27 protein-coding genes are annotated in these 25,958 nt (G+C 55.3%); 11 read left to right on the forward strand and 16 right to left on the reverse strand.

The window, feature by feature from the left end; translation table 11 throughout:
* The first annotated feature begins 198 nt into the window (after positions 1-198).
* Positions 199-819 carry a superoxide dismutase [Mn] gene (gene sodA, locus QMG44_RS22200; protein ID WP_014833772.1) on the forward strand — a complete coding sequence of 207 codons (621 nt, stop codon included), beginning with the start codon at positions 199-201 and terminating at the stop codon, positions 817-819.
* 70 nt (positions 820-889) lie between these two features.
* Positions 890-1,564, forward strand: a complete 675-nt coding sequence (gene yiiM / locus QMG44_RS22205) for a 6-hydroxyaminopurine reductase (protein ID WP_079231567.1) — start codon at positions 890-892, stop codon at positions 1,562-1,564.
* A 54-nt stretch (positions 1,565-1,618) separates the two neighbouring features.
* Here the strand turns inward: yiiM and cpxA are convergent, their stop codons facing one another.
* Both cpxA and cpxR read right to left on the reverse strand, forming a co-directional pair.
* Positions 1,619-2,992, reverse strand: coding sequence for an envelope stress sensor histidine kinase CpxA (gene cpxA / locus QMG44_RS22210; RefSeq protein WP_010436910.1), 1,374 nt, complete (start codon positions 2,990-2,992; stop codon positions 1,619-1,621).
* Positions 2,989-3,687 carry an envelope stress response regulator transcription factor CpxR gene (gene cpxR / locus QMG44_RS22215; protein WP_014172213.1) on the reverse strand — a complete coding sequence of 233 codons (699 nt, stop codon included), beginning with the start codon at positions 3,685-3,687 and terminating at the stop codon, positions 2,989-2,991. The genes cpxA and cpxR overlap by 4 nt, the downstream gene beginning before the upstream one ends.
* A gap of 150 nt (positions 3,688-3,837) precedes the next feature.
* Here cpxR and cpxP point away from each other — a divergent pair, with 150 nt between their 5' ends.
* From cpxP to QMG44_RS22245, 6 genes are all read left to right on the forward strand, one after another.
* Positions 3,838-4,344 carry a cell-envelope stress modulator CpxP gene (gene cpxP / locus QMG44_RS22220; RefSeq protein WP_020883960.1) on the forward strand — a complete coding sequence of 169 codons (507 nt, stop codon included), beginning with the start codon at positions 3,838-3,840 and terminating at the stop codon, positions 4,342-4,344.
* A gap of 153 nt (positions 4,345-4,497) precedes the next feature.
* A complete protein-coding gene (gene fieF / locus QMG44_RS22225; RefSeq protein ID WP_020883958.1) occupies positions 4,498-5,391 on the forward strand; it encodes a CDF family cation-efflux transporter FieF in 894 nt (297 codons plus the stop codon).
* Positions 5,392-5,564: 173 nt separating this feature from the next.
* Positions 5,565-6,527, forward strand: a complete 963-nt coding sequence (pfkA, locus tag QMG44_RS22230; RefSeq protein WP_014172210.1) for a 6-phosphofructokinase — start codon at positions 5,565-5,567, stop codon at positions 6,525-6,527.
* 209 nt (positions 6,528-6,736) lie between these two features.
* Entirely contained in the window at positions 6,737-7,726 is a 990-nt protein-coding gene (locus QMG44_RS22235; RefSeq protein ID WP_032679243.1) for a sulfate ABC transporter substrate-binding protein, read from the forward strand.
* Positions 7,727-7,835: 109 nt separating this feature from the next.
* Positions 7,836-8,579, forward strand: a complete 744-nt coding sequence (locus QMG44_RS22240) for a CDP-diacylglycerol diphosphatase (protein ID WP_025202751.1) — start codon at positions 7,836-7,838, stop codon at positions 8,577-8,579.
* A 73-nt stretch (positions 8,580-8,652) separates the two neighbouring features.
* Positions 8,653-9,957 carry an SLC13 family permease gene (locus QMG44_RS22245; protein WP_232937904.1) on the forward strand — a complete coding sequence of 435 codons (1,305 nt, stop codon included), beginning with the start codon at positions 8,653-8,655 and terminating at the stop codon, positions 9,955-9,957.
* A 33-nt stretch (positions 9,958-9,990) separates the two neighbouring features.
* Here the strand turns inward: QMG44_RS22245 and tpiA are convergent, their stop codons facing one another.
* Both tpiA and QMG44_RS22255 read right to left on the reverse strand, forming a co-directional pair.
* Entirely contained in the window at positions 9,991-10,758 is a 768-nt protein-coding gene (gene tpiA, locus QMG44_RS22250; RefSeq protein ID WP_014172206.1) for a triose-phosphate isomerase, read from the reverse strand.
* A 111-nt stretch (positions 10,759-10,869) separates the two neighbouring features.
* Positions 10,870-11,466, reverse strand: a complete 597-nt coding sequence (locus tag QMG44_RS22255) for a DUF1454 family protein (protein ID WP_079231569.1) — start codon at positions 11,464-11,466, stop codon at positions 10,870-10,872.
* A gap of 112 nt (positions 11,467-11,578) precedes the next feature.
* On the opposite strand from QMG44_RS22255, the gene QMG44_RS22260 reads away from it, so the two are divergent.
* Entirely contained in the window at positions 11,579-11,998 is a 420-nt protein-coding gene (locus tag QMG44_RS22260) for a DUF805 domain-containing protein (protein ID WP_025202755.1), read from the forward strand.
* Here the strand turns inward: QMG44_RS22260 and fpr are convergent, their stop codons facing one another.
* The 4 genes from fpr to QMG44_RS22280 all read right to left on the reverse strand — a co-directional run bounded on the left by fpr (position 11,999) and on the right by QMG44_RS22280 (position 16,337).
* Positions 11,999-12,745 (reverse strand): ferredoxin--NADP(+) reductase, encoded by a 747-nt coding sequence (gene fpr / locus QMG44_RS22265; RefSeq protein ID WP_014172203.1) that lies wholly within the window; start codon positions 12,743-12,745, stop codon positions 11,999-12,001.
* A 96-nt stretch (positions 12,746-12,841) separates the two neighbouring features.
* Positions 12,842-13,852, reverse strand: a complete 1,011-nt coding sequence (glpX, locus tag QMG44_RS22270) for a class II fructose-bisphosphatase (RefSeq protein ID WP_044858132.1) — start codon at positions 13,850-13,852, stop codon at positions 12,842-12,844.
* Positions 13,853-13,961: 109 nt separating this feature from the next.
* Positions 13,962-15,470 (reverse strand): glycerol kinase GlpK, encoded by a 1,509-nt coding sequence (glpK, locus tag QMG44_RS22275; RefSeq protein WP_014172201.1) that lies wholly within the window; start codon positions 15,468-15,470, stop codon positions 13,962-13,964.
* A 21-nt stretch (positions 15,471-15,491) separates the two neighbouring features.
* On the reverse strand, positions 15,492-16,337 hold the full coding sequence (locus QMG44_RS22280) for an MIP/aquaporin family protein (protein ID WP_014885705.1): 846 nt from the start codon (positions 16,335-16,337) through the stop codon (positions 15,492-15,494).
* Positions 16,338-16,735: 398 nt separating this feature from the next.
* Here QMG44_RS22280 and zapB point away from each other — a divergent pair, with 398 nt between their 5' ends.
* On the forward strand, positions 16,736-16,975 hold the full coding sequence (gene zapB / locus QMG44_RS22285) for a septal ring assembly protein ZapB (RefSeq protein ID WP_008501806.1): 240 nt from the start codon (positions 16,736-16,738) through the stop codon (positions 16,973-16,975).
* Between the two features lie 60 nt (positions 16,976-17,035).
* Here zapB and rraA read toward each other — a convergent pair whose 3' ends face one another.
* The 7 genes from rraA to priA form a co-directional block, all read right to left on the reverse strand.
* The gene (gene rraA / locus QMG44_RS22290; RefSeq protein ID WP_014172197.1) at positions 17,036-17,521 is read right to left on the reverse strand and encodes a ribonuclease E activity regulator RraA; all 486 of its coding nucleotides are present in this window, start codon (positions 17,519-17,521) and stop codon (positions 17,036-17,038) included.
* A 92-nt stretch (positions 17,522-17,613) separates the two neighbouring features.
* On the reverse strand, positions 17,614-18,534 hold the full coding sequence (gene menA / locus QMG44_RS22295; protein ID WP_014172196.1) for a 1,4-dihydroxy-2-naphthoate polyprenyltransferase: 921 nt from the start codon (positions 18,532-18,534) through the stop codon (positions 17,614-17,616).
* 68 nt (positions 18,535-18,602) lie between these two features.
* The gene (hslU, locus tag QMG44_RS22300) at positions 18,603-19,934 is read right to left on the reverse strand and encodes an HslU--HslV peptidase ATPase subunit (protein WP_014172195.1); all 1,332 of its coding nucleotides are present in this window, start codon (positions 19,932-19,934) and stop codon (positions 18,603-18,605) included.
* Between the two features lie 9 nt (positions 19,935-19,943).
* Positions 19,944-20,474: an ATP-dependent protease subunit HslV gene (hslV, locus tag QMG44_RS22305; RefSeq protein WP_014172194.1), complete on the reverse strand. Its 531-nt coding sequence runs from the start codon at positions 20,472-20,474 to the stop codon at positions 19,944-19,946.
* 94 nt (positions 20,475-20,568) lie between these two features.
* A complete protein-coding gene (gene ftsN, locus QMG44_RS22310; RefSeq protein ID WP_047356277.1) occupies positions 20,569-21,579 on the reverse strand; it encodes a cell division protein FtsN in 1,011 nt (336 codons plus the stop codon).
* Between the two features lie 93 nt (positions 21,580-21,672).
* Positions 21,673-22,698, reverse strand: a complete 1,026-nt coding sequence (gene cytR, locus QMG44_RS22315; protein ID WP_020883949.1) for a DNA-binding transcriptional regulator CytR — start codon at positions 22,696-22,698, stop codon at positions 21,673-21,675.
* Positions 22,699-22,817: 119 nt separating this feature from the next.
* Entirely contained in the window at positions 22,818-25,013 is a 2,196-nt protein-coding gene (gene priA / locus QMG44_RS22320; RefSeq protein WP_032679240.1) for a primosomal protein N', read from the reverse strand.
* Between the two features lie 200 nt (positions 25,014-25,213).
* Between priA and rpmE the strand changes: the two genes are divergently transcribed.
* Positions 25,214-25,426 (forward strand): 50S ribosomal protein L31, encoded by a 213-nt coding sequence (gene rpmE / locus QMG44_RS22325; RefSeq protein ID WP_003862040.1) that lies wholly within the window; start codon positions 25,214-25,216, stop codon positions 25,424-25,426.
* A gap of 48 nt (positions 25,427-25,474) precedes the next feature.
* On the opposite strand, the gene metJ is transcribed toward rpmE, so the two are convergent.
* Positions 25,475-25,792, reverse strand: coding sequence for a met regulon transcriptional regulator MetJ (gene metJ, locus QMG44_RS22330; RefSeq protein ID WP_007369220.1), 318 nt, complete (start codon positions 25,790-25,792; stop codon positions 25,475-25,477).
* Between the last annotated feature and the right edge of the window lie 166 nt (positions 25,793-25,958).

The raw sequence follows: 25,958 nt of genomic DNA on the forward strand, positions 1-25,958 counted from the left end.
CCGCACTTTGGTTTTGAATGGCAATCAACGCGTTAACCGGGTGAGCAGACTCACAATTTCAGCAATAATCGAAAACCGAATAACCTTATAAAAACTACGGCATTGATAATCATTTTCAATATCATTTAATTAACTATAATGAACCAACTGCTTACGCGGCATTAACAGCTGTGCCGCCCGACAATAATGGAGAGGATTATGAGTTATACACTGCCATCCCTGCCGTATGCCTACGACGCACTGGAACCGCATTTCGACAAGCAGACGATGGAAATCCATCACACTAAACACCACCAGACCTATGTGAACAACGCGAACGCCGCGCTGGAAAGCCTGCCAGAGTTCGCTAGCCTGCCTGTTGAAGAGCTGATCACCAAACTGGACCAGCTGCCAGCTGACAAGAAAACCGTTCTGCGTAACAACGCAGGTGGTCACGCTAACCACAGCCTGTTCTGGAAAGGCCTGAAAACCGGTACCACCCTGCAGGGCGACCTGAAAGCGGCTATCGAGCGCGATTTCGGTTCTGTAGACAACTTCAAAGCGGAATTCGAAAAAGCCGCTGCGACCCGTTTCGGCTCTGGCTGGGCGTGGCTGGTTCTGAAAGGTGACAAACTGGCGGTTGTTTCAACAGCTAACCAGGACTCCCCGCTGATGGGTGAAGCAATCTCTGGCGCATCCGGTTTCCCTATCCTGGGTCTGGACGTGTGGGAACACGCTTACTACCTGAAATTCCAGAACCGTCGCCCGGACTACATCAAAGCCTTCTGGGACGTGGTGAACTGGGACGAAGCAGCAGCGCGTTTCGCCGCGAAAAAATAAGGTTGCATTGACGCCTGTGAGAAGCGAGTCTGATGACTCGCTTTTTTTGTATCTGCAGAAAGGAGCAGCGATGCATTTTCCGGTGAATGTCTTTACAGGCAAGGTAAGGGAGTACGACGGCAGCCGCCCGAGCGCCATCGCCAAAATTCAGGTCGACGGCGAGTTGACGTTAACCGACCTCGGGCTGGCGGGCGATGAGCAGGCCGAAAAGAAAATCCATGGCGGGCCTGACCGCGCGCTGTGCCACTATCCGCGGGAACACTATCAGCACTGGATAACCGAGTTTCCCGAACAGGCGGATATGTTTGTCGCGCCCGCGTTTGGTGAGAATCTCTCAACGGAAGGGCTGACCGAGAAAAACGTCTTTATCGGCGATATCTACCGCTGGGGCGATGCCCTGATTCAGGTGACGCAGCCGCGCTCGCCGTGCTTCAAACTAAACTATCATTTCGGCATCAGCGACATGTCTGCCCGGCTGCAGAGCGCGGGTAAAACGGGCTGGTTATATCGGGTGGTGCTGGCAGGTCAGGTATCGGCAGATGCGCCGCTGGTGCTGGCATCGCGCCTGAGTGATGTCTCGGTATATGACGCCTGCGCGATTGCCTGGCATATGCCGTTTGATGACGACCAGTACCATCGGCTTTTGTCCGCTGCAGGGCTGTCCACGAGCTGGACCCGAACGATGCAGAAACGCCGTTTAAGTAGCAAGATCGAAGATAATTCGCGGAGATTGTGGGGGAAATAGTTTCCCTGCAGGAGAGGCAAGCCGGGTCAGCGATACCGCCGCCCGGCTAAACGGCTACGAACGTTTATACAACGGCAGCCACAGCGTTAACCGCAACCCACCCAGCGGGCTGTCGTCGGCCTTCACCCAGCCGCGATGCTGCTGCATGGCGGTTTCAACAATCGCCAGACCCAACCCTGTGCCGCCAGATTCACGGTCACGCGCCTCGTCGGTACGGTAGAACGGACGGAAAATCTGTTCGCGGTCTTCCGGGCTTACCCCAGGACCATCGTCATCAACGATGATGGTGATCCCGTCTTTATCCACCGAGAAGGCTACTTCAATCTTCGTGTGCGAATAGCGCAGGGCGTTACGCACGATGTTCTCCAGCGCGCTTTCCAGCGTGTTGGGGTTACCGTACAGCGGCCATGGCCCCGGCGGGAAGTTGACGGTAAAGGATTTCCCCATCTGCTCCGCTTCGAACGCCGCGTTGTCCAGCACTTCATGCCACAGGTGGTTGGCTTTCACCGTTTCGCTCACCAGCGCATTTTTCTGCTGATTGCGCGACATGACCAGCAGGTCGTTAATCATGCTGTCCAGACGATGCGCTTCCGTTTCAATACGTTCCAGCTCTTTGCTCTCACCGCTGCGGCGACGCAGCAGCGCGGTGCCGAGCTGTAAGCGCGTGAGCGGCGTGCGCAGCTCGTGCGAGATATCCGACAGCAGGCGTTGCTGTGCCGTCATCATGCGGTCGAGGGCGCTCACCATCTGGTTAAAACTGGTCCCGGCGGCAAGGAACTCCTGCGGACCGGCTTCCAGTTCAGGGTGTTGTCGCAGGTTACCCTGCGCCACTTCGTCCGCCGCGTTTTTCAGCTTACGCGCCGGTTTCGCCAGACTCCACGCCAGCCACAGCAGCAGCGGTGAGCTAACCAGCATGGTGACAATCAACAGCAGCAGCGGACGGTCAAACAGCAGGTTGATGAAATCGGACTGGGAGTTGCTCGCCGGGCGGATCAGGTAAAGCTGGTAATTATCCTCGCCATCTCTGACGGAGAAAGGGCCCACCATCTCAACCCGACCGTATTTTTTCTTCTGAGGATGGTCGGCGTTATCCGCCTGACCAATGAAGTTACGGATGATCTGCATTTCATTGCGATCGGCGCCAATCACGCGCCCTTCGCTGGTCACCAGCAACAGGCGCTGGCCTGGCGGTGCCCATTTGTCGATAGCGCGAAATAGCCTGCGCCACCACATTAAATCGTTCGGCGGGTCGTTTGCCAGCTCGGCTTCCACGTGCTGCTCGATCATCACGCCCTGACGTTGCTCGCTGTCGAGAAGCTCCGTCATCTGGCGTGAGTCGAGTTTTGGCAACATCAAAACGAGCATTAAAACCAGTGCCAGCGTCAGCCAGAAAATGGCGAAGATGCGGGCTGTTAAGCTTCCTATCATGAAGCGGAAACCATCAGATAACCGCGACCACGCAGGGTTTTAAACCACGGGTGCCCGTCCTTGCGTTCCGGCAGCTTGCGGCGCAGGTTCGAGATATGCATATCGATGGCGCGATCAAACGGGGTGAGGCGTTTGCCGAGCACTTCCTGGCTCAAATGTTCACGCGATACCACCTGGCCGAGGTGCTGGGCCAGCAGATACAGCAGGGTGAACTCGGTGCCAGTCAGTTCCAGCGTTTCACCGTCAAAACTCGCTTCCTGACGGCCCGGATTCAGGCTCAGGGAGTCGACTTCCAGCGTCGGTGAACTGTTGTCGCTGTTCTGCTGCTGTTCGCTCCAGTGAGAACGACGCAGGATAGCGCGAATACGGGCAACCAGTTCACGGTCGTTAAACGGTTTTGGTAAATAGTCATCCGCGCCCAGCTCAAGGCCAAGTACACGGTCAAGTTCGCTGCCGCGAGCGGTCAGCATAATTACGGGCGTCTGGTGTGTCTGGCGAAGCTCTTTCAACGTATCAATGCCGTTTTTCTTCGGCATCATAACGTCGAGCAAAAGTAAATCGATGCTGTCGTCAAGGAGACTCAGCGCCTGCTCGCCATCATGGGCAACCAGAACGTTGAAACCTTCCATGTCGAGCAACTCCTTTAAAAGGGATGTGAGCTCTCGGTCATCATCAACTAACAGGATTTTATTCATTGTTTAAATACCTCCGAGGCAGAAATTACGACATCAAGGCTATCTAATCCATGACTTTACGTTGTTTTACACCCCCTGACGCATGTTTGCAGCCTGAATCGTAGACTGTCTCTCGTTGAATCGCGACACGAAAGATTTTGGGAGCAAGTGATGCGCAAAGTTACCGCTGCCGTCATGGCCTCAACGCTGGCGTTCAGTACATTAAGCCAGGCCGCTGTAGCTATCCCCGGCGATAACGGGCCCTCAACGGAGGGGGCAACGCAGCACAGCAGCCAAAGCCATATGTTTGATGGCATAAGTTTAACCGAACATCAGCGTCAACAGATGCGAGATCTGATGCAGAGGGCACGACACGACCAGCCCCCTGTTAATGTTAGCGAAATGGAGACAATGCACCGCCTTGTCACCGCAGAAAAATTTGACGAAAGCGCTGTACGCGCTCAGGCCGAAAAAATGGCACAGGAGCAGGTTGCCCGCCAGGTAGAGATGGCGAAGGTCCGCAACCAGATGTTCCACCTGCTAACGCCCGAGCAGCAAGCGGTTTTGAACACAAGACATCAGCAGCGAATGGACCAGTTGCGTGAGGTTGCACGGATGCAGCGAAGCTCAGAAACAACGTTTTTCAGTAGCAATAGCAGTACCCGTAGTAACCAGTAAACCCTGTTTTCCTTGCCATAGACACCATCCCTGTCTTCCCCCACATGATGTGGGGGTTTTTTTTGCCCTTCATTCTGCTTTGTTAACCGTTTATTCATCCTTTGACTCCCCATGCTTCCGTTATACTAGCGGCATGACATGACAGGAGCGTTTATGAATCAATCCTATGGAAGACTGGTAAGTCGGGCAGCGATTGCAGCGACCATCGTGGCTTCAAGCCTGTTAGTGATTAAAATTTTTGCGTGGTGGTATACCGGCTCAGTCAGTATTCTCGCGGCGCTGGTGGACTCGTTGATGGATATTGCCGCCTCGCTGACGAACCTGTTGGTTGTGCGTTACTCGCTGCAACCGGCAGATGAAGAACACACGTTTGGGCACGGGAAAGCCGAATCGCTGGCCGCGCTGGCGCAAAGCATGTTTATTTCCGGCTCCGCGCTGTTTCTGTTTTTAACCGGTATTCAGCATCTCGTCTCGCCGTCACCGATGAACGATCCCGGCGTGGGCGTGGTCGTGACGATTGTGGCACTTATATGCACACTTGTTCTGGTAACGTTCCAGCGCTGGGTTGTTCGCAAAACGCAAAGCCAGGCTGTACGGGCGGATATGCTTCATTATCAATCTGATGTTATGATGAATGGCGCTATTCTTATTGCGCTCGGTCTGGCCTGGTATGGCTGGCATCGGGCCGATGCGTTGTTTGCGTTAGGGATTGGCATCTATATTTTATATAGCGCCTTACGGATGGGGTATGAAGCGGTGCAATCGCTTCTGGACCGCGCCCTCCCGGACTCAGAACGTAATGAAATTTTTTCTATCGTGACCTCCTGGCCTGGTGTCAGAGGTGCACACGATCTTCGAACGCGGCAGTCAGGGCCGACCCGCTTTATTCAGATTCATATTGAAATGGAAGACAACCTGCCACTGGTTCAGGCTCACGTTATTGCTGAGCAGGTCGAGCAGGCGATTTTGCAGCGTTTTCCTGGTTCAGACGTCATTATTCACCAGGATCCCTGCTCGGTTGTACCCGGACATGTTGAGCTTTCGTAATTGGTTGTAAAAAAGTGAGCCAGGCCAGCATTTTGTGTATAAATTACCGCCATTTGGTCTGACCTGAATCAATTCAGCTGGAAGTGATTGATATACTATTTGCAGTATTCGTTGGTCGATAAATTCTTCCGGCAACAGATTTCAATTTTGCATTCCTAAGTTCAGAGGTAGTCATGATTAAGAAAATCGGTGTGTTGACAAGCGGCGGTGATGCGCCGGGCATGAACGCGGCAATTCGTGGGGTTGTCCGTTCAGCGCTGACGGAAGGCCTGGAAGTTTTTGGTATCTATGATGGTTATCTGGGCCTGTATGAAGATCGCATGGTTCAGCTCGACCGTTACAGCGTGTCCGACATGATCAACCGTGGCGGTACCTTCCTCGGTTCTGCGCGCTTCCCGGAATTCCGTGATGAACACGTCCGTGAAGTGGCTATTGAGAACATGAAAAAACGTGGCCTCGACGCACTGGTTGTTATTGGTGGTGACGGCTCGTACATGGGTGCAAAACGTCTGACTGAAATGGGCTTCCCGTGCATCGGGCTGCCGGGTACGATCGACAACGACATCAAAGGCACTGACTACACCATCGGCTATTTCACCGCACTGGGCACCGTTGTTGAAGCGATTGACCGCCTGCGCGACACCTCTTCTTCCCACCAGCGTATCTCCATCGTGGAAGTGATGGGCCGTTACTGTGGTGACCTGACGCTGGCTGCGGCCATCGCCGGCGGTTGTGAGTTCGTGGTGGTTCCGGAAGTGGAATTCAGCCGTGAAGATCTGGTGGCTGAAATCAAAGCGGGTATCGCAAAAGGCAAGAAACACGCCATCGTAGCCATCACCGAGCATATCTGTGACGTTGACGAGCTGGCGAAGTACATCGAAACCGAAACCAAACGTGAAACGCGCGCTACCGTTCTGGGCCACATCCAGCGTGGGGGTTCCCCGGGTCCATACGACCGCATCCTGGCATCACGTATGGGTGCATACGCCATTGAACTGCTGCTGCAGGGTCATGGCGGTCGTTGCGTGGGTATTCAGAACGAAAAACTGGTTCACCATGACATCATCGACGCCATTGAAAACATGAAGCGTCCGTTCAAGGGTGACTGGCTGGACTGCGCAAAAAAACTGTACTGAGCGGTGACTTTCCCCCGGTCGCGCTGAGTTAACCGGGTCCGCAGTCCACGCTCATAAAGACCGGGTAAGGCGATATCGCCGCCCGGCTTTTTTATGCCTGCTCGTTTTTTATTCCTCTACGTTATAGCCAATCTTTTTTTATTCTTTAATCATTGGTTAGCTTTCTGGCACGCTGCAAGCATCAAAACACTACACAAGAGATCCGGGCGATGAATAAATGGGGCGTGGGGTTAACATTATTGCTGGCATCGACCAGCGTTCTGGCTAAGGACATCCAGTTACTGAACGTGTCATACGACCCGACGCGTGAGCTGTACGAGCAGTACAACAAAGCCTTCGCGGCACACTGGAAACAGGAAACCGGCGACAACGTGGTGGTGCGTCAGTCGCATGGTGGCTCCGGTAAGCAGGCGACCTCGGTAATCAACGGGATTGAAGCCGACGTGGTTACCCTGGCGCTGGCCTATGACGTCGACGCCATCGCCGAGCGTGGGCGTATCGATAAAAACTGGATCAAACGCCTGCCAGACAACTCAGCGCCTTACACCTCGACCATTGTTTTCCTGGTGCGTAAGGGCAACCCAAAACAAATTCATGACTGGAACGATCTGGTTAAGCCGGGCGTTTCCATTATCACCCCGAACCCGAAAAGCTCGGGTGGCGCACGCTGGAACTACCTGGCGGCCTGGGGCTACGCGCTGCATCACAACAACGGTGACCAGGCGAAAGCCCAGGCGTTCGTGAAAGCGCTGTATAAAAACGTTGAGGTGCTGGACTCTGGCGCACGCGGTGCCACGAATACCTTCGTTGAGCGTGGGATTGGCGACGTGCTGATCGCATGGGAAAACGAAGCCCTGCTCGCCACCCACGAACTGGGTAAAGACAAGTTCGAGATCGTTACGCCAGGCGAATCTATCCTCGCTGAACCTACCGTTTCTGTGGTTGATAAAGTGGTTGAGAAGAAAGAGACCAAAACGGTGGCGGAAGCGTACCTGAAGTATCTCTACTCGCCAGAAGGCCAGGAAATTGCGGCGAAAAACTACTATCGTCCACGCGATCCGGCAGTGGCGAAGAAATATGAAAGCGTCTTCCCGAAACTGAAGCTTTTCACCATTGATGAAGAGTTCGGCGGCTGGGCGAAAGCGCAGAAAGAGCACTTCTCTAACGGCGGAACTTTCGACCAGATCAGCAAGCGCTAAACGTTAGCAGGACAGACACGGTGACCCGGCGCGAGAAATCCGCCGGGTTTTTTATTTGGTCATCATTTTGCGTTACTCTTTCGCCACTATCGAAAACAGGGAACGCATTGTGAAAAAAATACTATTACTGATTCTGGTTGTCATCATTCTTGCCGCAGGTGGCTGGTACTGGATGAAAGCGGGTAATCCGAATGCGTTGCGTCATATCGTTCTCGACCAGTGTCTGCCGAATCAACTCCAGCACCGTAACCCGGCCCCGTGCGCGCAGGTGAAGCCTGATGCGGGTTATGTGGTGTTTAAAGACCGCAACGGGCCGCTGCAGTATCTCCTGATGCCGACTTACCGTATCAAAGGAACCGAAAGCCCGCTGTTGACCGAACCGAATACGCCCAACTTCTTCTGGCTGGCCTGGCAGTCACGCAACTTTATGAGCATGAAGCGCGGGGCCGAGGTGCCGGACAGCGCAATTTCGCTCACCATTAACTCCCCGACAGGCCGTACGCAGAACCATTTTCATATCCATATCTCCTGCCTGCGCCCGGACGTGCGCGAGAAGCTTAATGCCGCGCAGGGGCAAATCAGTACCCAGTGGTTACCGTTCCCGGGCGGGCTGGAAGGGCATGAGTACCTCGCCCGTCGCGTGACGGAAAATGAGCTGGTACAGCGCAGTCCGTTTATGATGCTGGCTGAAGAGCTGCCGGAAGCGCGTGACCATATGGGGCGCTTCGCGCTGGCCATGGCGCAGCAGTCGGATGGATCGTTTGTCTTACTGGCGACCGAACGTAACTTGCTGACCCTGAATCGCGCGTCGGCTGAGGAATTGCAGGATCATCAATGCGATATCCTGAAGTGACATCACCATAAATAGCGTTTACTCGTCTTGCCTGTCGCCGTAGACTTGCTGAAAAAAACGACAGGAGACAGGAATGTCGCTCTGGTTAACGCATCCTCTGTTTGTGCCCTCATTGATAGTCGGCGTCACCATCGTGCTGTGGGCGACGTCGCTATTGCCGGAATTTATCACCGCGCTGCTGTTTTTCACGGCAGCGATGACCGCCAGAATCGCCCCGGCGGAGGTGATTTTTGGTGGTTTTGCCTCGTCTGCATTCTGGTTAGTGTTTAGCGGCTTCGTGCTGGGGGTGGCAATCCGTAAAACCGGTCTGGCGGACAGGGCCGCACGGGCGCTGTCGGCAAAACTCACGGATTCGTGGGTATTGATGGTGGCAAGCGTGGTGGGGCTAAGCTACGCGCTGGCGTTTGTGATGCCGTCGAATATGGGCCGTATCGCGCTGCTGATGCCGATTGTCGCCGCCATGGCCAAAAGGGCCGCCATCCCCGACGGTTCCCGCGCGTGGTATGGCCTGGCGCTGGCCGTCGGGTTCGGAACCTTCCAGCTCTCGGCGACCATCCTGCCTGCCAACGTGCCGAATCTGGTGATGAGTGGCGCCGCGGAGGGCTCGTACGGGATCCATCTGAACTATGTCCCGTATCTGCTGCTGCATACACCCGTCCTCGGGATCCTGAAAGGGGGCATTCTGATCGGCCTGATCTGCTGGTTGTTCCCCGGCAACCCGAAACCGGCCACCGATCTTACGCCGCCTGAACCGATGGGCCGGGATGAAAAGCGTCTCGCCTGGCTGCTGGCGGTGGTGCTGGGGATGTGGGTGACAGAGAGCTGGCATGGCATTGGACCGGCGTGGACGGGTCTTGCGGCGTCGGTCATCGTCATGCTGCCACGCGTCGGGTTTATCACCGGTGAAGAGTTTTCTGCGGGAGTGAACATGCGCACCTGCATTTACGTGGCGGGGATTCTCGGGCTGGCGATTGTAGTGACCCAAACGGGTATCGGTTCCGCGGTGGGGGAGGCGTTATTGCGGATTATGCCGCTTGATGCCAACAGACCGTTCACCAGCTTCCTGGCGCTTACCGGTATTACCACGGCGCTCAACTTCATTATGACCGCGAACGGTGTACCGGCGTTGTACACCACGCTGGCACAGAGTTTTTCGGACGCCACCGGTTTCCCGCTGTTGTCGGTGATCATGATTCAGGTACTGGGGTATTCCACGCCGCTGCTGCCGTATCAGGCGTCGCCGATTGTGGTGGCAATGGGTTTAGGGAAGGTGCCTGCAAAGGCGGGGATGTTGCTCTGTCTGGCGCTGGCGATTGCAACGTATCTGGTGCTGCTGCCGCTGGATTATCTGTGGTTTAGCGTGCTGGGGAAAGTGTAATTTCCCTCCCCGGTGGGGGAGGGAAGTCGGTATTTACGCCTGTTTAGCCGCTTCTGCTGCTTTAACGATCACCGCGAAAGCGTCAGCTTTCAGGGATGCACCGCCAACCAGCGCGCCATCGATGTCTGGCTGGGTGAACAGCTCAGCAGCGTTGGATGCGTTAACGGAACCGCCGTACTGAATAATTACCTGCTCAGCCACTTTCGCGTCCGCTTTAGCAATGTGGTCACGGATAAATTTGTGAACCGCCTGTGCCTGCGCAGGGGTCGCTGATTTGCCGGTACCGATCGCCCAGACGGGTTCGTACGCGATAACCGCGCCTTCGAATGCTGCAGCACCCTGCGTTTTCAGCACGGCGTCGATCTGACGAGCACACACTTCTTCCGTTTTGCCTGCTTCGTTTTCGGCTTCGGTTTCACCGATGCACAGAACCGGGATCAGACCCTGCTCTTTCAGCACCGCGAATTTCTTCGCGATAAATTCGTCGGATTCTTTGTGGTAGGTGCGACGCTCAGAGTGGCCGATGATGATGTATTTCGCGCCGATATCTTTCAGCATTTCAGCAGAGGTTTCACCGGTGAATGCGCCTGACAGGTTAACGTCAACGTTCTGTGCGCCCAGAATGATGTGGCTGCCATCAGCGGCATGTTTAGCCAGATCCAGGTACATATCCGGCGGAGCGATAGCAACCGCGCAGCCCGTCACGCCCGCCAGCTCTTTACGCAGGTTCGCAACCAGTTCGTTTACCATGTGGCGGCTGCCGTTCAGTTTCCAGTTACCCATCACTAAAGGATGTCGCATTTCAATTCTCCACGCTAAATTAGCGAATTAAGGAATATGGCCGCCCTGTCGGGCAGCATGGTCTGTGAATCAGTATAGAGATTTTCCCTCGAAAGGCTTTGCTTTTTGTCATTAATTCGCCCCTCCGAGTGTGTCTGATAGTGCCAGCTTAATCGGTTCAACAGCGAAGGTCAGTCCTTTTTCGCCGTTATCTGCCACCACATAGCGTATGGCCCCTTCGGTATCGGCGTAGTAACGCTTGTTTTTACCGGCGGTGAGAAGTTTTTGCAGCTTTTGCTGGCTTTGCTTTTTGGTCAGCGCGGGCGTAAAAGCCTGCAGTATCGCGCTCATGTACTCGAGCGCTTTTGCCTTAGCGGCTTTCTGCTCTGGCCCCTGAATCGGCAGCCAGGTTATCTGCATGCTTTTGATTTTTAGCGTGCCGCGCTCCAGCGCAGTGGAGGCATATAAATTCTCGTTGATCTTGCTCGCAGCCCGGGTCAGGGTTGGCGTCTCCCGGGAGCTGTCAATGGCGCGGAATTCATCCAGCGGTAGCGTGGGGTTGGTTTTATTGAAGGTTTCACGAAACTGGCTGATTGACTGATCGAACGAGGGCGCACCTGCCAGCAGATAGGGGGCTGTCGTCGGGGCAGTGGTTTCGGCGGCGTGCAGGGGAACACCCGCGATGAGCATCGCTAAACACAGGAAAAGAGAACGTGCCGAACTTTTCATCAACATTGCCCCTGGCCGTAAGTGTTCATGATTAAATCGATATCTGGTCGGCTTGTCAAAAGGTCACAACTCCAGGGTAAAATGCGCGCTATATGATAATAAGGAACCTTACATGACCATACAGCAGTGGTTGTTTTCATTCAAAGGGCGTATTGGACGCCGTGACTTCTGGATCTGGATGGCGACGTGGATCGTTGCCATGCTGCTTCTGTTTTTCGTGGCCTTCAACGCATGGCTCAGCACACAAACGGCGGCGTTTGCGCTGGTCTGTTTACTGTGGCCAACCGCGGCCGTGGTGGTGAAACGTCTGCACGATCGCGGCCGTTCCGGCGCGTGGGCTTTTCTGATTATTCTGGCGTGGATGCTGGTGGCCGGGAACTGGTCGATACTTCCGTCCATCCTTCCCTGGGTGGTGGGCAGACTGCTACCAACCATTATTTTTGTCATGATGGTGGTCGATCTGGGCGCGTTTATCGGCACCCAGAGCGAAAACAAATACGGCAAAGACACCCTTGAGGTGAAATACCGCTGATCACCAGTAGTGTTCGGCAGTCATATGGCCCGGCCGGCGGCGAAGATGTTTCGTCATCTGCCGGGTATCCTTCAGAAGCTGCTGCGTGTCGCGAACCATCTGCGGGTTGCCACACAGCATGACATGGCTGGTTTCAGCGCTCATCGGCAAGCCAATTGCGTCTTCCAGTGCACCACTCTCAATCAATGCCGGTACGCGGCCCGTCAGTGAGCCTGCTGCGGTTTCGCGGCTGACCACGGTCTGAATTTTCAGTTTCCCGCCGTACTGCTTTTCCAGCGCCTGCATCTGCGGAAGATAGCTCAAGTCTGCGGCATAGCGCGCGGCGTGAACCAGCACGATGTTTTTAAAGCGCTCAAGGTCTTTGCCGTACTGCAAAATAGAGAGATAGGGGCCAATGGCCGTGCCGGTTGCCAGCATCCAGAGGGTGTCGCAGTCCGGGATTTCGTCCAGCACGAAGAAACCGGCCGCTTCACTCACAATTTGCACATCGTCACCGGGCTTAAGCGCGGCAAGGCGTGGGCTGAGTTTGCCGTCCGGGACGGTGACCAGATAGAACTCGAGATCCGGGTTATCGGGGGCATTAACGTAGGAATAGGCGCGCTGCACGCGCTCGCCGTCAACATCCAGCCCCAGCTTCGCAAATTGCCCGGCCGTAAACGGATGGACGGGAGCATGCAGGGTGAGACTAAATAGCGCATCGGTCCAGAACTGTATCTTTGTGACTTTACCTGTTACCCAGTCCGCCATGATCTTCTCCTGTGCTTTTTCTCTGTTCTATCTTCCGGACTTGTGGTGAAGATTTCCAGCCCATTTGGGCCGGAAAGCTCTATCGATCAAACGGTTTTACAGAATGTGCGCCTGCACGTCAGGGTCTTTACGATCCAGATAGTGAACAGACTGAATGCGGCGAATGGTGCGCGATTTACCGCGGATCAGCAGGGTTTCGGTGGTGGCCATATTGCCCTTACGGGTGATGCCATCCAGCAGGTCACCTTTGGTGATGCCGGTTGCGGAGAAGACAACGTTGTCGCTGCGCGCCATGTCATCCAGCGCAAGCACCTTGTTGGCTTCAATACCCATCGCTTCGCAGCGTGCCAGCTCTTCTTCCCCAATACGGCGATTCTCTTCGCTGTCGCCTTTGACTTCGTGACGGGGCAACAGACGGGCCTGCATGTCGCCATCCAGAGCGCGGATCACCGCGGCGGAGACCACACCTTCCGGCGCGCCGCCAATGCCGTAAAGCACATCCACTTCGCTGTCTGGCATGCAGGTCAGGATAGACGCTGCCACGTCGCCATCCGGGATGGCAAAGACGCGAACACCGAGTTGTTGCAACTGGGCAATGGTGGCATCGTGGCGCGGTTTCGCCAGAATAGTCACGGTGAGCGCGCTAAGCGGTTTTTCCAGCGCCCTGGCAACGTTACGCAGATTCTCTTCCAGCGGCAGGCTCAGGTCGATAGCCCCTTTGGCGCCGGGGCCGACAATCAGCTTTTCCATGTACATATCCGGTGCGTTGAGGAAACAGCCTTTGTCCCCTACCGCCAGCACGGCCAGCGCGTTGGCCTGGCCCATTGCCGTCATGCGGGTACCCTCAATCGGGTCAACCGCGATATCCACGGCATCACCTTTGCCGGTGCCCACTTTCTCACCGATATAGAGCATTGGCGCTTCGTCGATCTCGCCTTCGCCAATGACGATGGTGCCATCGATATTGACCTGGTTAAGCACAATGCGCATGGCATGGACAGCCGCACCGTCTGCGGTATTTTTGTCGCCACGGCCGAGCCATTTATAGCCCGCCAGTGCGGCAGCTTCGGTAACGCGGGAAAACTCGATAGCCAGTTCACGTTTCATGAGGTACTCGTGCAATCAAAAGGAATTGCACGAAGTTTATCACAGAGTGGGGGTGGGTGCGGTCGGTCCCCTCTCCCCGGCGGGGAGAGGGGAAGGGTGAGGGGAGAAATTACTGCTCGTGCTCTTCCCACGCCAGGGCGCGTTTCACCGCTTTCTTCCAGCCGCTGTAGCGGTAGTTACGCTCAGTGGTTTCGATGCCAGGGCGGAATTCGCGTTCGATAACCGCTTTTTCCTGCAGTTCATCCAGATTCTGCCAGAAGCCGACAGCCAGACCTGCAAGGTACGCCGCACCCAGCGCGGTGACTTCACGTACTTCCGGGCGCTCTACGCGGGTGCCCAGAATGTCGGACTGGAACTGCATCAGGAAGTTGTTGGCAACGGCGCCGCCGTCCACGCGCAGGGCATGCAGACGAATGCCGGAGTCAGCCTGCATCGCTTCCAGTACGTCGCGCGTCTGATAAGCAATGGATTCCAGCGTCGCGCGGATAATGTGGTTCGAGTTTACCCCACGGGTCAGGCCGAAAATCGCGCCGCGTGCATACGGGTCCCAGTAGGGGGCGCCCAGACCGGTAAAGGCCGGAACCACATACACGCCGTTGGTGTCCTTCACTTTGGTTGCGAAATACTCGGAGTCAAACGCATCGCTGATGAGTTTCATCTCGTCACGCAGCCACTGAATAGACGCACCTGCCATGAACACCGCACCTTCCAGCGCATAGTTCACTTCACCGCGTGGACCGCAGGCGATGGTGGTCAGCAAGCCGTTTTCTGATTTCACCGCTTTCTCACCGGTGTTCATCAGCATAAAGCAGCCGGTGCCGTAGGTGTTTTTCGCCATCCCTTCCTTAACGCACAGCTGGCCAAACAGCGCCGCCTGCTGGTCACCGGCAATACCGGCAATTGGAATACGCGTGCCGCCTTTGCCGCCGATATTGGTCTGACCGTAAACTTCAGAAGATTTACGGACTTCTGGCAACATCGCGCGCGGGATATCCAGCGCGTCCAGCATCTTGTCATCCCACTCCAGGGTATTGATGTTGAACAGCATGGTGCGCGAGGCGTTGGTGTAATCAGTGACGTGGACACGCCCCTGGGTCATCTTCCAGATAAGCCAGGTATCGACGGTACCGAACAGCAGCTCACCGCGTTTTGCACGTTCACGTGAACCCTCAACGTGGTCGAGGATCCATTTCACTTTTGTACCGGAGAAATACGGGTCAACGACCAGACCGGTTGCGCTACGTACATAGTCTTCCATACCGTCGCGCTTCAGCTGTTCGCAGATTTCTGACGTACGGCGGCACTGCCAGACGATGGCATTGTAAATGGGCTTACCGGTTTCGCGCTCCCAGACGATAGTGGTTTCACGCTGGTTGGTAATACCGATAGCGGCAATCTCGTCGGAACTGATATCGGCTTTCGCCAGCACTTCTACCAGCGTGGAGCTTTGTGAAGCCCAGATCTCCATAGGATCGTGTTCAACCCAGCCTGGACGAGGATAGATTTGCTCAAATTCGCGCTGTGACACGCTGACGATATTCGCGTCATGATCCATTACGACAGCGCGGGAGCTGGTAGTGCCCTGGTCGAGCGCAACGATATATTTTTTTTCGGTCATGGTATGTGTCCCGTAGTCAGATTACAGCGAAGCTTTTTGTTGTGCGGTAGAAGTCGTTTCCTTCTCCTCTTCCACACAGGTGTCGCACGGTAAATGGCGACCAATTAATTTGCGGTAGCTAAATGCACCCAGCGCAGCCCCGACAACCGGTGCAAACAGCGGTACCAGGAAGTAAGGGATATCTTTACCGCCGGTGAAGGCCACGTCGCCCCATCCTGCGATAAAGGCAAAAGCTTTAGGTCCGATATCACGCGCCGGGTTCATCGCAAACCCGGTCAGCGGGCCCATGGATGCGCCGATCACCGCAATCAGCAGGCCAATCAGTAGTGGTGCCAGCGGGCCGCGCGGAATGCCGTTTCCGTCGTCGGTCAGCGCCAGGATAACGCCCATCAGAATAGCGGTAATCACCATTTCAACTGCGAACGCCTGCACAAAATTGATATGCGGGTTGGGATAGGTTGAGAAAATGCCTGCCAGATCCAGACTTTCGACACTGCCACGCACCATATGATGTGTCTGTTCGAAGTCGATGAAAAGATTGTAATAAAGCCCGTAAACTAACGCCGCTGCGCAAAACGCGCCGGCAAACTGAGAAAGGATGAAGGGAACAACTTTGCGTCCGTCGAAGCACGCGAACAGCCACAGCGCGATGGTCACCGCCGGGTTAAGATGTGCGCCGGAAACCCCTGCGGTCAGGTAGATGGCCATCGCCACGCCCAGACCCCAGATAATACTGATTTCCCACTGACCGAAACTGGCACCCGCCACTTTCAGTGCAGCAACACAGCCCACTCCGAAGAATATCAACAACCCGGTACCAAGGAACTCGGCAATGCACTGGCCTTTTAAGGTTGATGTCTGACTCATAATCGGAATCCTGAAGAAATTGATGTTTATTGTTAGCATGACCGCCCGTGACAGCCACGATGCCCTGTAGACATAGTGTTAATTTATCGTTAACGAGCAAAAACGAGAAATATCGAAATCAAAATGTGTGGTCTGCGTCAATAAAATGAGCGTTTTCGCGCCATAAAGCGCATTTTTACACCAATAGCAAAATGTGAGCTGAATCATTTCATTAACGAATGAGTTAACAATTTAGGGGTATATGCCGCGAACGCACCAGGACGAGGCCGAAAAGTGTTGCAAACCACGATCTGCGCGGTCTGCCGCTGGACAGGGGCGACGGGGCTTCATACAATCGGCATATCTGTTGTGCGCGTTTACGTTAAAGCGTCGCCTTGCAATTCAGGAGAGGTAGGATCATGTCTTTAGAAGTGTTTGAGAAACTGGAATCGAAAGTACAGCAGGCGATTGACACCATCACGCTGCTGCAGATGGAAATTGAAGAGCTGAAAGAGAAGAACAACAGCCTGGCGCAGGAAGTTCAGAACGCCCAGCACAGCCGTGAAGAACTGGAGCGCGAAAACAACCAGCTGCGTGAACAGCAGAATGGCTGGCAGGATCGTCTGCAGGCGCTGCTGGGGCGTATGGAAGAAGTGTAATTTCTTTCGGGAAATGCAGAACAGGCCGGGTAAGGCGTCGCCGCCACCCGGCTTTTTTTATTACTCGATATCCAGCGGATCTTCGGAAAGGATAATCCCGGTGTTATCGGCATAGAGATGGTCACCGGAGAAGAAGGTCACGCCGCCGAAATTGACGCGCACGTCGCTTTCGCCGATACCTTCACCCGCAGCACCCACCGGAATGGCCGCGATAGCCTGAATGCCAATGTCCAGGTCTTCGAGATCGTCCACCTGGCGCACTGAGCCATACACCACAATGCCTTCCCACTCGTTCTGTACGGCAAGACGGGCGAGCTCAGCATCAATGAGGGCACGACGTACGGAGCCCCCGCCATCAACCAGCAGAACGCGGCCACGGCCGTTCTGTTCGAGCAGATCATAGAGCAACCCGTTATCCTCGAAACATTTCACCGTGACGATTTGTCCGCCAAACGACGACCGCCCACCAAAGTTGGAGAACAGCGGTTCAACGACGTTGACATCTTCCTGGTAGATGTCACAAAGCTCGGAGGTATCGTATTTCATAGGTTTAACGCTCAGTTGCTGCGAATGTGTTCAGTATATCGTGCTAAATGCGTTGTTGGCAAAATCATCAATTGTTAATTGATATTTGTCAGTTAACCCAGCGTCTGACTTAAGACAATCCCGATGACGAACAACAGGTTAGTCAGCAGTGCCCCTTTTACCGTACGCTCCAGCATTGGCGGCATGGCCGCAGGGCTGAGTTCACGCATGACGAATCGCGCCTGCTTAATCAGCAGCGGTGCGGCGAGTACAAACAGCCAGCCCCATATGCTGTGCAGCGAGATAACGTTAAACAGCGCCAGGCACAGCAGAGCGCCCAGCAGCAGACACGCATGATAACGGCGTGCATTAACGGGCCCCAGACGCACGGCCAGCGTGTTTTTGCCGTTCTCACGGTCGCTGTCGATATCGCGCAGGTTGTTGATGTTAAGCACCGCCGTCGCCAGCATGCCGCAGGCGGTTGCCGGCAGGAACAGGGCCGGGATCAGGGTATGTGCCTGTAAGTACCCGCTCCCCATCACGCTCAACCAGCCGAAGAACACCAGCACGGAGATATCACCCAGCCCAATATACCCGTAAGGGCGGGTACCGACGGTATAGGTAATGGCGGCAATAATGGCGAGCAGACCCAGTACCAGGAAACCAATGAAATCGCTGGGGGTTTTAGACGCGACCGTTACCAGCGCCAGGCCGGAAAGACAAATCAGCGCCACGGTGATGATCAGCGCGCGCTTCATCTGCGCCTGGGTAATGACCCCTTTCTGCATACCGCGCAGTGGCCCGATACGGTCGGGTTTGTCGCTGCCTTTAACCGCATCGCCATAGTCGTTGGCGAGATTGGAGAGAATTTGCAGCAGACCGGCGGTAATCAGTGCCAGCCCGGCAACCAGCGGATCGAAATAGCCTTGCCACCAGGCAAGCGCCGTACCGACGATAATGGCGGCAAAGGCCAGAGGAAGAGTTTTAGGGCGCAGACTTTCGAGCCACGCCTGAGTACGGCTGATGTCAGTCATAGTAATTTAGCCAATAAAAATGGGGGCATTAGCCCCCATTAAACGTGATGAGAATGCAGTAACCGCGATTATAGGATAAAACGGCTCAGATCTTCATCTGCCACTAACGCATCCAGGTGTTTACCCACATATTCTGCGTCAATGGTAATGCTTTGACCGTTCAGGTCGCTCGCATCATAAGAGATATCTTCCATCAGGCGCTCCAGCACGGTGTGCAGACGACGGGCACCGATGTTCTCGGTGGTTTCGTTGACCTGCCAGGCGGCCTGGGCGATGCGTTTGATACCGTCTTCAGTGAACTCGATGTTCACACCTTCGGTTGCCATCAGCGCTTTGTACTGTACGGTCACAGAGGCATTTGGCTCGGTCAGGATGCGTTCGAAATCTTCAGTGGTCAGCGCCTGCAGCTCCACGCGAATCGGCAGACGACCCTGCAGTTCCGGGATCAGGTCAGACGGTTTCGCCACCTGGAATGCGCCAGAGGCAATAAACAGGATGTGGTCCGTTTTGACCATACCGTGTTTGGTGGAGACGGTGCAGCCTTCAACCAGCGGCAGCAGGTCGCGCTGAACGCCTTCACGGGAGACATCCGGGCCTGAGGATTCGCCACGCTTACAGATTTTGTCGATTTCGTCGATAAACACGATACCGTGCTGCTCAACCGCGTCGATAGCATCCTGCTTCAGCTCTTCCGGGTTCACCAGTTTCGCCGCTTCTTCTTCGATCAGCAGCTTCATGGCGTCTTTGATTTTCAGCTTACGCGCTTTCTGCTTCTGGCCGCCCAGGTTCTGGAACATGGACTGCAGCTGGCTGGTCATCTCTTCCATGCCAGGCGGTGCCATGATTTCCACACCCATAGGGGCAGCAGCAAGATCGATCTCAATCTCTTTGTCGTCCAGCTCGCCTTCACGCAGTTTTTTGCGGAACGCCTGACGCGCCGCTGACGGCTCAGCCTGCTGTTCAGCCTGGCCCCAGTTGTTTTTCGCCGGTGGGATCAGGACGTCAAGAATGCGCTCTTCCGCCATCTCTTCGGCGCGGTAGCGGTTTTTCTCAATCGCCTGGACGCGCACCATTTTGATCGCCGAGTCGGTCAGATCGCGAATGATGGAGTCCACTTCTTTACCCACATAGCCCACTTCGGTGAACTTGGTGGCTTCGACTTTGATGAACGGGGCGTTAGCCAGTTTCGCCAGACGACGGGCTATTTCGGTTTTACCGACACCGGTCGGGCCGATCATCAGAATGTTTTTTGGCGTCACTTCATGGCGCAGCTCTTCTTCGAGCTGCATGCGGCGCCAGCGGTTACGCAGGGCAATAGCCACGGAACGCTTGGCGTTGTCCTGGCCGATAATATGTTTGTCCAGTTCGCTGACAATTTCGCGTGGGGTCATTTCAGACATGGGAGATCCTTACGCTTTAGACGGTAATTCTTCGATGGTGTGGTTGTGGTTGGTATAGATGCAGATATCACCTGCAATATCCAACGCCTTCACCGCGATATCGCGCGCGTTCATGTCGGTATTTTCCAACAGCGCACGGGCTGCAGCCTGGGCGTACGGGCCACCAGAGCCAATAGCAATCAGGTCGTTTTCAGGCTGAATGACGTCACCGTTACCGGTGATGATAAGCGAAGCGGTTTCATCGGCCACCGCCAGCAGCGCTTCAAGTTTGCGCAGCATGCGATCGGTACGCCAGTCTTTCGCCAGCTCAACGGCGGCTTTCACCAGGTGACCCTGGTGCATTTCCAGTTTGCGTTCAAACAGTTCGAACAGCGTGAAGGCGTCAGCTGTGCCGCCTGCAAAACCGGCGATCACTTTGTCGTTGTATAAACGACGAACTTTCTTCACGTTGCCTTTCATTACGGTATTACCCAGCGTGGCCTGGCCATCACCGGCGATTACCACGTGGCCGTTACGGCGTACACTTACTATTGTTGTCACGAGCAGACCCCCTGGTTACAGAATCGGGAAACAGAAGCCCTGAGCCTGTGCTCAGGGCTGAATAGAATGATAGATGGGGGGGAATTTGGGGGTTTCAACCCCCGGTAGCGAGTCGAATGCAGTTTGTGTGTCCCGCCACTTTCAAACGGGAAATGGTTCCGTCGGCATTTTCTTTGCCTTTGACCGGGCCAATCACCACGCGATTCCAGCCGTTATTGGTGGTAATGCGTGAATCAAACCCTTCAAAAGCCAGCTGTGCGCGCACCGTTTCCGCCTGCTCAGCACCTTTGAATGAACCACATTGGACCATCCAGCGGCGTTCGTCTTTTTTCTCAGCAGTCTGCTTCGGCGCATCGGTCTCTTTGGTTACCGGTGCGGCCTGCTGCGTTTTCGGCTGCTGCGCAGTGGTATGCGCCGGCGTCTGCAGCAGATCCTGATACGGCTGAGCCGCCTGTTTCTGCGGCTGGGCTTTCGGCGGTTGCTGCACTGGCTGGGACTGCGCCGTTCGTGTTTGCTGCTGATACGGCTGTTCCGTCACCCGCGGCTGCGTTTTAGGCTGCTGCACTGGCTGGGTTTGCGCCCACTGCTGTTGTTGCTGTTGTTGCTGTTGTTGCTGTTGGAGCTGCTGCTGCGCCTGACGACGCTGCAGCGTTTGCTGACGCTGTTCCGGCGTCTGCTCGTTCCACGGCACTTCGTTCAGCTGTGTAGGCTGCTGGCGCATATCGGCCTGCATTTGTGCCAGCAACTGACGCTGTTCATCCGTCAACTGGCTGGCATTTTGCACTTCGCCACCCGCTGAAGGTTCGGTCGGCGCACGTACGCCAGGCTGACGGCTTTCCAGCTCTTTGATATAGCGCCAGCGCTCTTCAGGCTTCGGCGGAAGGCCGTTTCCGGCAACCTTGCTGGCCTGAAGCGCCTCGGACTCTTCTTTTTTATGGTGCGTGATAAAGTACAGACCACCAATAAAGGCCACGACTACAGCCGCAGCAATAGCGACCATCGCTGGCGAGACAGCAGGCAGGTTACGTTGCTTTTTCCTTGAGCTACTCTTTTTGCGTCGCGAAGGTGCCGGCTGGCCGCGACGTACATAATCTCGTTGTGCCACTATCGTTTCGCTGTATTTATTCGTTCGTCAGCCCGCCATGTTACTTAAGCGGCGGGGCTTTGACCAGATAAGGGTGTCTGAAAGACATTTACTTTAAGTCAATGCCTGGGTAGAACCGCGCACAATCAATTCACAGTCCAGCAACCGCGAGCCGCTGTTAACTGTTTGACCATGCAGCTGATCCAGCAGAAGAAGCATCGCTTCACGCCCAATATCATAGCGCGGCTGCGCCACGGTCGAGAGTGGAGGATCGCAAAATTCTGACAGCGAAATATTATCGAATCCGATGATCGACAAATCTTTCGGTATGCGCAGGCCGCGGCGCTTCGCATACGATAATGCCCCCAGTGCCATCACATCGCTGTGACAGAACACCGCGGTCGGCGGCTCGGGCAGATCCAGCAGCTTCTCCAGTGCCTGTCCACCGGCTTCAAAGGTGAAATCCCCGCGAGCAATGTAGTGCGGATCGACGGTGACGCCGGTACGGCGCAGCGCCTGAACGTAGCCCTGCAGGCGGTAGTGGCACAATGGCATCTCTTCTGGGCCGGCAATGCAGCCAATACGCTTGTGCCCCAGTTCCTGAAGATAGTTGACGGCGTTGAACGCGGCGGTCAGGTTATCAATATGTACCGTCGGCAACTCCAGCTCGGGTGCAAACTCGTTGGCCATCACCATCGGCGGTAAATTGCGCTGCTCTTCAATGCTGGCATCAAAGGGCAGGCGAGACCCAAGCAGCAACATGCCGTCGATCTGCTTGGTGATAATGAGGTCGATAAAGGTTTTTTCCTGCTGGTTCTGGTGAGCACAGTCGCCAATTAGCACCAGATAACCTTGCTCTGCCGCCGTCACTTCGATACCGCGAATAATCTCGCTGAAGAAGGGATCGCAGATGTCCGGCACAATCACCAGGATGGTGCGCGACTCATTGCGTTTAACGTTTCGTCCCATCGCCTGCGGGAAATAGCCCACTTCCAGCGCAGCCTGCTCTACCCGGTTACGGGTCGCCTGGGAGACTTTATCCGGGTTCATTAATGCGCGGGACACGGTTGCCGTAGAGACTTGTGCTTTCTGGGCAACGTCTTTCATGGTCGCCGTGGCAACCTCTTTCCTGGACTTCAACGTCTTCTCCTCGCCTGAACACCGAACTTCTGACGCCACCATTTTTACAGATAGTTAATGGAATCGGTTACAGAATTTTCATAAAAAGTGTGAGGAGCGTTAAATTTTTCGATCCGTCTTCAGCCTTCGATAGGATCAACGTCCAGCACCCACTTCACTTTGCGCGCTTCCGGTAGGGTATTGATCAGCACCAGCGCGCCGCTGACGATATGTTGCAGGCGGATGCGCGAAGGGTGCTGGAGCAAAATCTGCCAGCGGAAACGTCCACCACGCTTTGGTGCCAGCGCCGGCACCGGCCCCAGTATCCACAGCGGGTTATCCACCAGCGGACTGGCCTGCAGGAGGTTTCTCAGCTGCTGCAGGAAAAGCGGTGCCTGCTGGTTGTTGTGATCTTCTGCGCGAATGATGACGTGGCTGGTCCACGGCGGAAGCTGCATCGTCTGGCGTTCTGCCAGCGCCTGCTCCGCAAACGCGTCATAGCCTTTATGCAGCAGGGTTTGCAGTAACGGATGTTCAGGATGGTGGGTCTGTAAAACCACCTCACCCTGTTTGCCTGCGCGACCGGCACGTCCGGCAACCTGGGTATAAAGCTGGGCAAAACGTTCTGCTGAGCGGAAATCGGCCGAAAACAGCGCGCCGTCTACGTCCAGCAGGGCGACCAGCGTTACGTCCGGGAAGTGGTGCCCTTTGGCCAGCATCTGCGTGCCAATCAGAATGCGTGCGCCACCGCGATGCACTTCCGCCAGCTGCTGTTCCAGCGCCCCTTTGCGGCTGGTGGTGTCACGGTCGATGCGGGAAAGAGGAACGTCAGGGAAGAAAGGCTTAAGGGCCTCTTCCAGTTGCTCCGTCCCCAGACCGACCGGCACGATATGCGTTGAGCCACATGACGGACACTGGCGTGGTACCGGCCGCTGGCTGTCGCAGTGGTGGCAGCGCAAATGGCGCTGGGCCTGATGGAACGTGTAGTAGTGGTCGCAGCGCGGGCATTCGGCAATCCAGCCGCAGTCGTGACACAGCAGCGCCGGGGCAAACCCGCGGCGGTTAAGGAACAAAATGACCTGATTACCGGCCTGCAAATGCTGGCGCATCCGGGTGATAAGCGCAGGCGCTAACCCCGCCTGCACCTGCTGGCCTTTTAGATCCAGCACATGCTGAATAGCAGGGCGCGCGTTCCCTGCGCGCCGCGTCAGGCGCAGCATGTGGTATTTACGCTGGCGAACGTTATGCAGCGTTTCGAGGGCGGGCGTCGCGGAGCCAAGAATAATCGGGATTTGCTCGCTGTGGGCGCGATAAACGGCCAGATCGCGGGCGTGATAGCGCCAGCCTTCCTGTTGCTTATAGGAGCTGTCATGCTCTTCATCGATGACGATAACGCCGAGGTTTTTAAACGGCGTAAACAGCGAGGAACGGGTGCCAATCACAATCGCCGCTTCGCCGTTTTTGGCTTTCAGCCAGGCGCTGAGGCGCTCGCTGTCGTTCAGGCCCGAGTGTAACACTTCAACCGGCGCATTAAACCGCTCGCGAAAACGGGCGATGGTTTGTGGCGTGAGGCCGATTTCCGGAACCATCACCAGCGCCTGTTTACCCTGCGCAAGCACGTTTTCCAGTACGCTGAGATACACTTCTGTTTTGCCGGAGCCGGTAACCCCTGCCAGTAGCCAGGCGGAGAAATGATCGGAGGCGCTGTGAATGGCTCCTACGGCGGTGGCCTGCTCGGTGTTGAGTCGCAGACGATCCCCTGAAACGGAGAAACTGTCCCGCCAGTCATAAAGGGCAGGCGCCTCGCTTGCCAGTTCGCTCAGCCCTTTTTTGCGCAGGGCCTGTAGCGCCGTTTCGCTCACCTCAAGCTCGTCAACCTGATGTCGCCAGATTTTCCCCTGACGCAGGGCCGCCAGCGCCTGCTGCTGTTTCTGCGAGCGTTTCAGGCTATTGATATCGACCGCCTGACCCTCTTCAGTGGCAAACCAGTACCACAGGGGAGCGTGGCTGGCACTTTTACCCTGACGAAGCATAACAGGCAGGGCGTGGAACAGGACATCGCCGATGGGGTGATGGTAGTAATCTGCCGCCCACAGCAGGAGCCGCCAGGTGCTGGTGGAGAAAACGGGCTCGCTGTCCAGTACCTCTGCGACGGCTTTCAGCTCATTGAGCGGCAATTCGCTCTTATCGCTCACCGACACCACAATCCCAATACGCTGCTGTTTGCCAAATGGCACGGTCACGCGACAGCCCGCTTTGGCGCTCATGCTGTCAGGCAGCAGATAGTCAAAGGTGCGGGGAAGCGGAACGGGCAGGGCAACGTGAGCGACGGGCATCGAATCTTCCTGACTTGAAAAGTGGCGCGTTAGTATACACATTAGTGAAAGCGGCGTGCGGATCAGTTTGCATACGTTGGTCAAATTCTGTATGATTCGCCGCCTTTGGTGTACTTTACGCCAAAGAACTTACATTCAACATCGCGTGGTGTCTGGCGTTAGGGCTGGAAGAGCGACGCGGCCTTAACTGAGGTTCTCCCATGAAAAAAGATATTCACCCGAAATACGAAATGATTACTGCAAACTGTTCTTGCGGTAACTCTATCCAGATCCGCTCTACCGTGGGTCACGATCTGAACCTGGACGTGTGCGGCAAATGCCACCCGTTCTACACTGGTAAGCAGCGTGATGTTGCAACCGGTGGCCGTGTTGACCGCTTCAACAAGCGTTTCAGCATCCCGGGCGCTAAGTAAGTTTCCCGAAAAAAAGGCACCGCAAGGTGCCTTTTTTGTATCCGCTTCTCAGTATTCCCACGTATCCGGGTCGATACCCAGTTCACGCATGATCACCTTCGCCTCTTCCGGAATTTCATCACTACGCTCTTTGCGCAGATCTTCATCGTTTGGCAACGGTTGACCGGTAAACGCATGCAGAAACGCTTCGCACAGCAGTTCGCTGTTGGTCGCGTGGCGCAGGTTGTTCACCTGACGACGCGTACGTTCATCGGTGAGGATCTTCAACACCTTCAGAGGAATGGAAACCGTAATTTTCTTTACTTGCTCACTCTTCTTACCGTGCTCAGCGTATGGGCTGATATATTCGCCGCTCCATTCAGCCATGAGATACCTTTAATCCTCTCAGTCATTAATCTAAAGGTGCAAAACCCGTCATCGCCAGTTTTGACCGTAATCCAGCGTAGTTTACCGTAGAGACGATACCGTGGCACGGATATTGCCGCTGCAGCGTGCACTAAAGCATATAATTTTAACGGCTATTTGCGCATTG

Source organism: Enterobacter sp. 200527-13 (assembly GCF_027924865.1).
Taxonomy (GTDB): Bacteria; Pseudomonadota; Gammaproteobacteria; order Enterobacterales; family Enterobacteriaceae; genus Enterobacter; species Enterobacter ludwigii.

Bases quoted from the DNA above. Each gene is read 5' to 3' on its own strand.
- sodA (WP_014833772.1), top strand. From the start codon at position 199: ATGAGTTATACACTGCCATCCCTGCCGTATGCCTACGACGCACTGGAA.
- yiiM (WP_079231567.1), top strand. From the start codon at position 890: ATGCATTTTCCGGTGAATGTCTTTACAGGCAAGGTAAGGGAGTACGAC.
- cpxA (WP_010436910.1), bottom strand. From the start codon at position 2,992: ATGATAGGAAGCTTAACAGCCCGCATCTTCGCCATTTTCTGGCTGACG.
- cpxR (WP_014172213.1), bottom strand. From the start codon at position 3,687: ATGAATAAAATCCTGTTAGTTGATGATGACCGAGAGCTCACATCCCTT.
- cpxP (WP_020883960.1), top strand. From the start codon at position 3,838: ATGCGCAAAGTTACCGCTGCCGTCATGGCCTCAACGCTGGCGTTCAGT.
- fieF (WP_020883958.1), top strand. From the start codon at position 4,498: ATGAATCAATCCTATGGAAGACTGGTAAGTCGGGCAGCGATTGCAGCG.
- pfkA (WP_014172210.1), top strand. From the start codon at position 5,565: ATGATTAAGAAAATCGGTGTGTTGACAAGCGGCGGTGATGCGCCGGGC.
- QMG44_RS22235 (WP_032679243.1), top strand. From the start codon at position 6,737: ATGAATAAATGGGGCGTGGGGTTAACATTATTGCTGGCATCGACCAGC.
- QMG44_RS22245 (WP_232937904.1), top strand. From the start codon at position 8,653: ATGTCGCTCTGGTTAACGCATCCTCTGTTTGTGCCCTCATTGATAGTC.
- tpiA (WP_014172206.1), bottom strand. From the start codon at position 10,758: ATGCGACATCCTTTAGTGATGGGTAACTGGAAACTGAACGGCAGCCGC.
- QMG44_RS22255 (WP_079231569.1), bottom strand. From the start codon at position 11,466: ATGAAAAGTTCGGCACGTTCTCTTTTCCTGTGTTTAGCGATGCTCATC.
- QMG44_RS22260 (WP_025202755.1), top strand. From the start codon at position 11,579: ATGACCATACAGCAGTGGTTGTTTTCATTCAAAGGGCGTATTGGACGC.
- fpr (WP_014172203.1), bottom strand. From the start codon at position 12,745: ATGGCGGACTGGGTAACAGGTAAAGTCACAAAGATACAGTTCTGGACC.
- glpX (WP_044858132.1), bottom strand. From the start codon at position 13,852: ATGAAACGTGAACTGGCTATCGAGTTTTCCCGCGTTACCGAAGCTGCC.
- glpK (WP_014172201.1), bottom strand. From the start codon at position 15,470: ATGACCGAAAAAAAATATATCGTTGCGCTCGACCAGGGCACTACCAGC.
- QMG44_RS22280 (WP_014885705.1), bottom strand. From the start codon at position 16,337: ATGAGTCAGACATCAACCTTAAAAGGCCAGTGCATTGCCGAGTTCCTT.
- zapB (WP_008501806.1), top strand. From the start codon at position 16,736: ATGTCTTTAGAAGTGTTTGAGAAACTGGAATCGAAAGTACAGCAGGCG.
- rraA (WP_014172197.1), bottom strand. From the start codon at position 17,521: ATGAAATACGATACCTCCGAGCTTTGTGACATCTACCAGGAAGATGTC.
- menA (WP_014172196.1), bottom strand. From the start codon at position 18,534: ATGACTGACATCAGCCGTACTCAGGCGTGGCTCGAAAGTCTGCGCCCT.
- hslU (WP_014172195.1), bottom strand. From the start codon at position 19,934: ATGTCTGAAATGACCCCACGCGAAATTGTCAGCGAACTGGACAAACAT.
- priA (WP_032679240.1), bottom strand. From the start codon at position 25,013: ATGCCCGTCGCTCACGTTGCCCTGCCCGTTCCGCTTCCCCGCACCTTT.
- rpmE (WP_003862040.1), top strand. From the start codon at position 25,214: ATGAAAAAAGATATTCACCCGAAATACGAAATGATTACTGCAAACTGT.
- metJ (WP_007369220.1), bottom strand. From the start codon at position 25,792: ATGGCTGAATGGAGCGGCGAATATATCAGCCCATACGCTGAGCACGGT.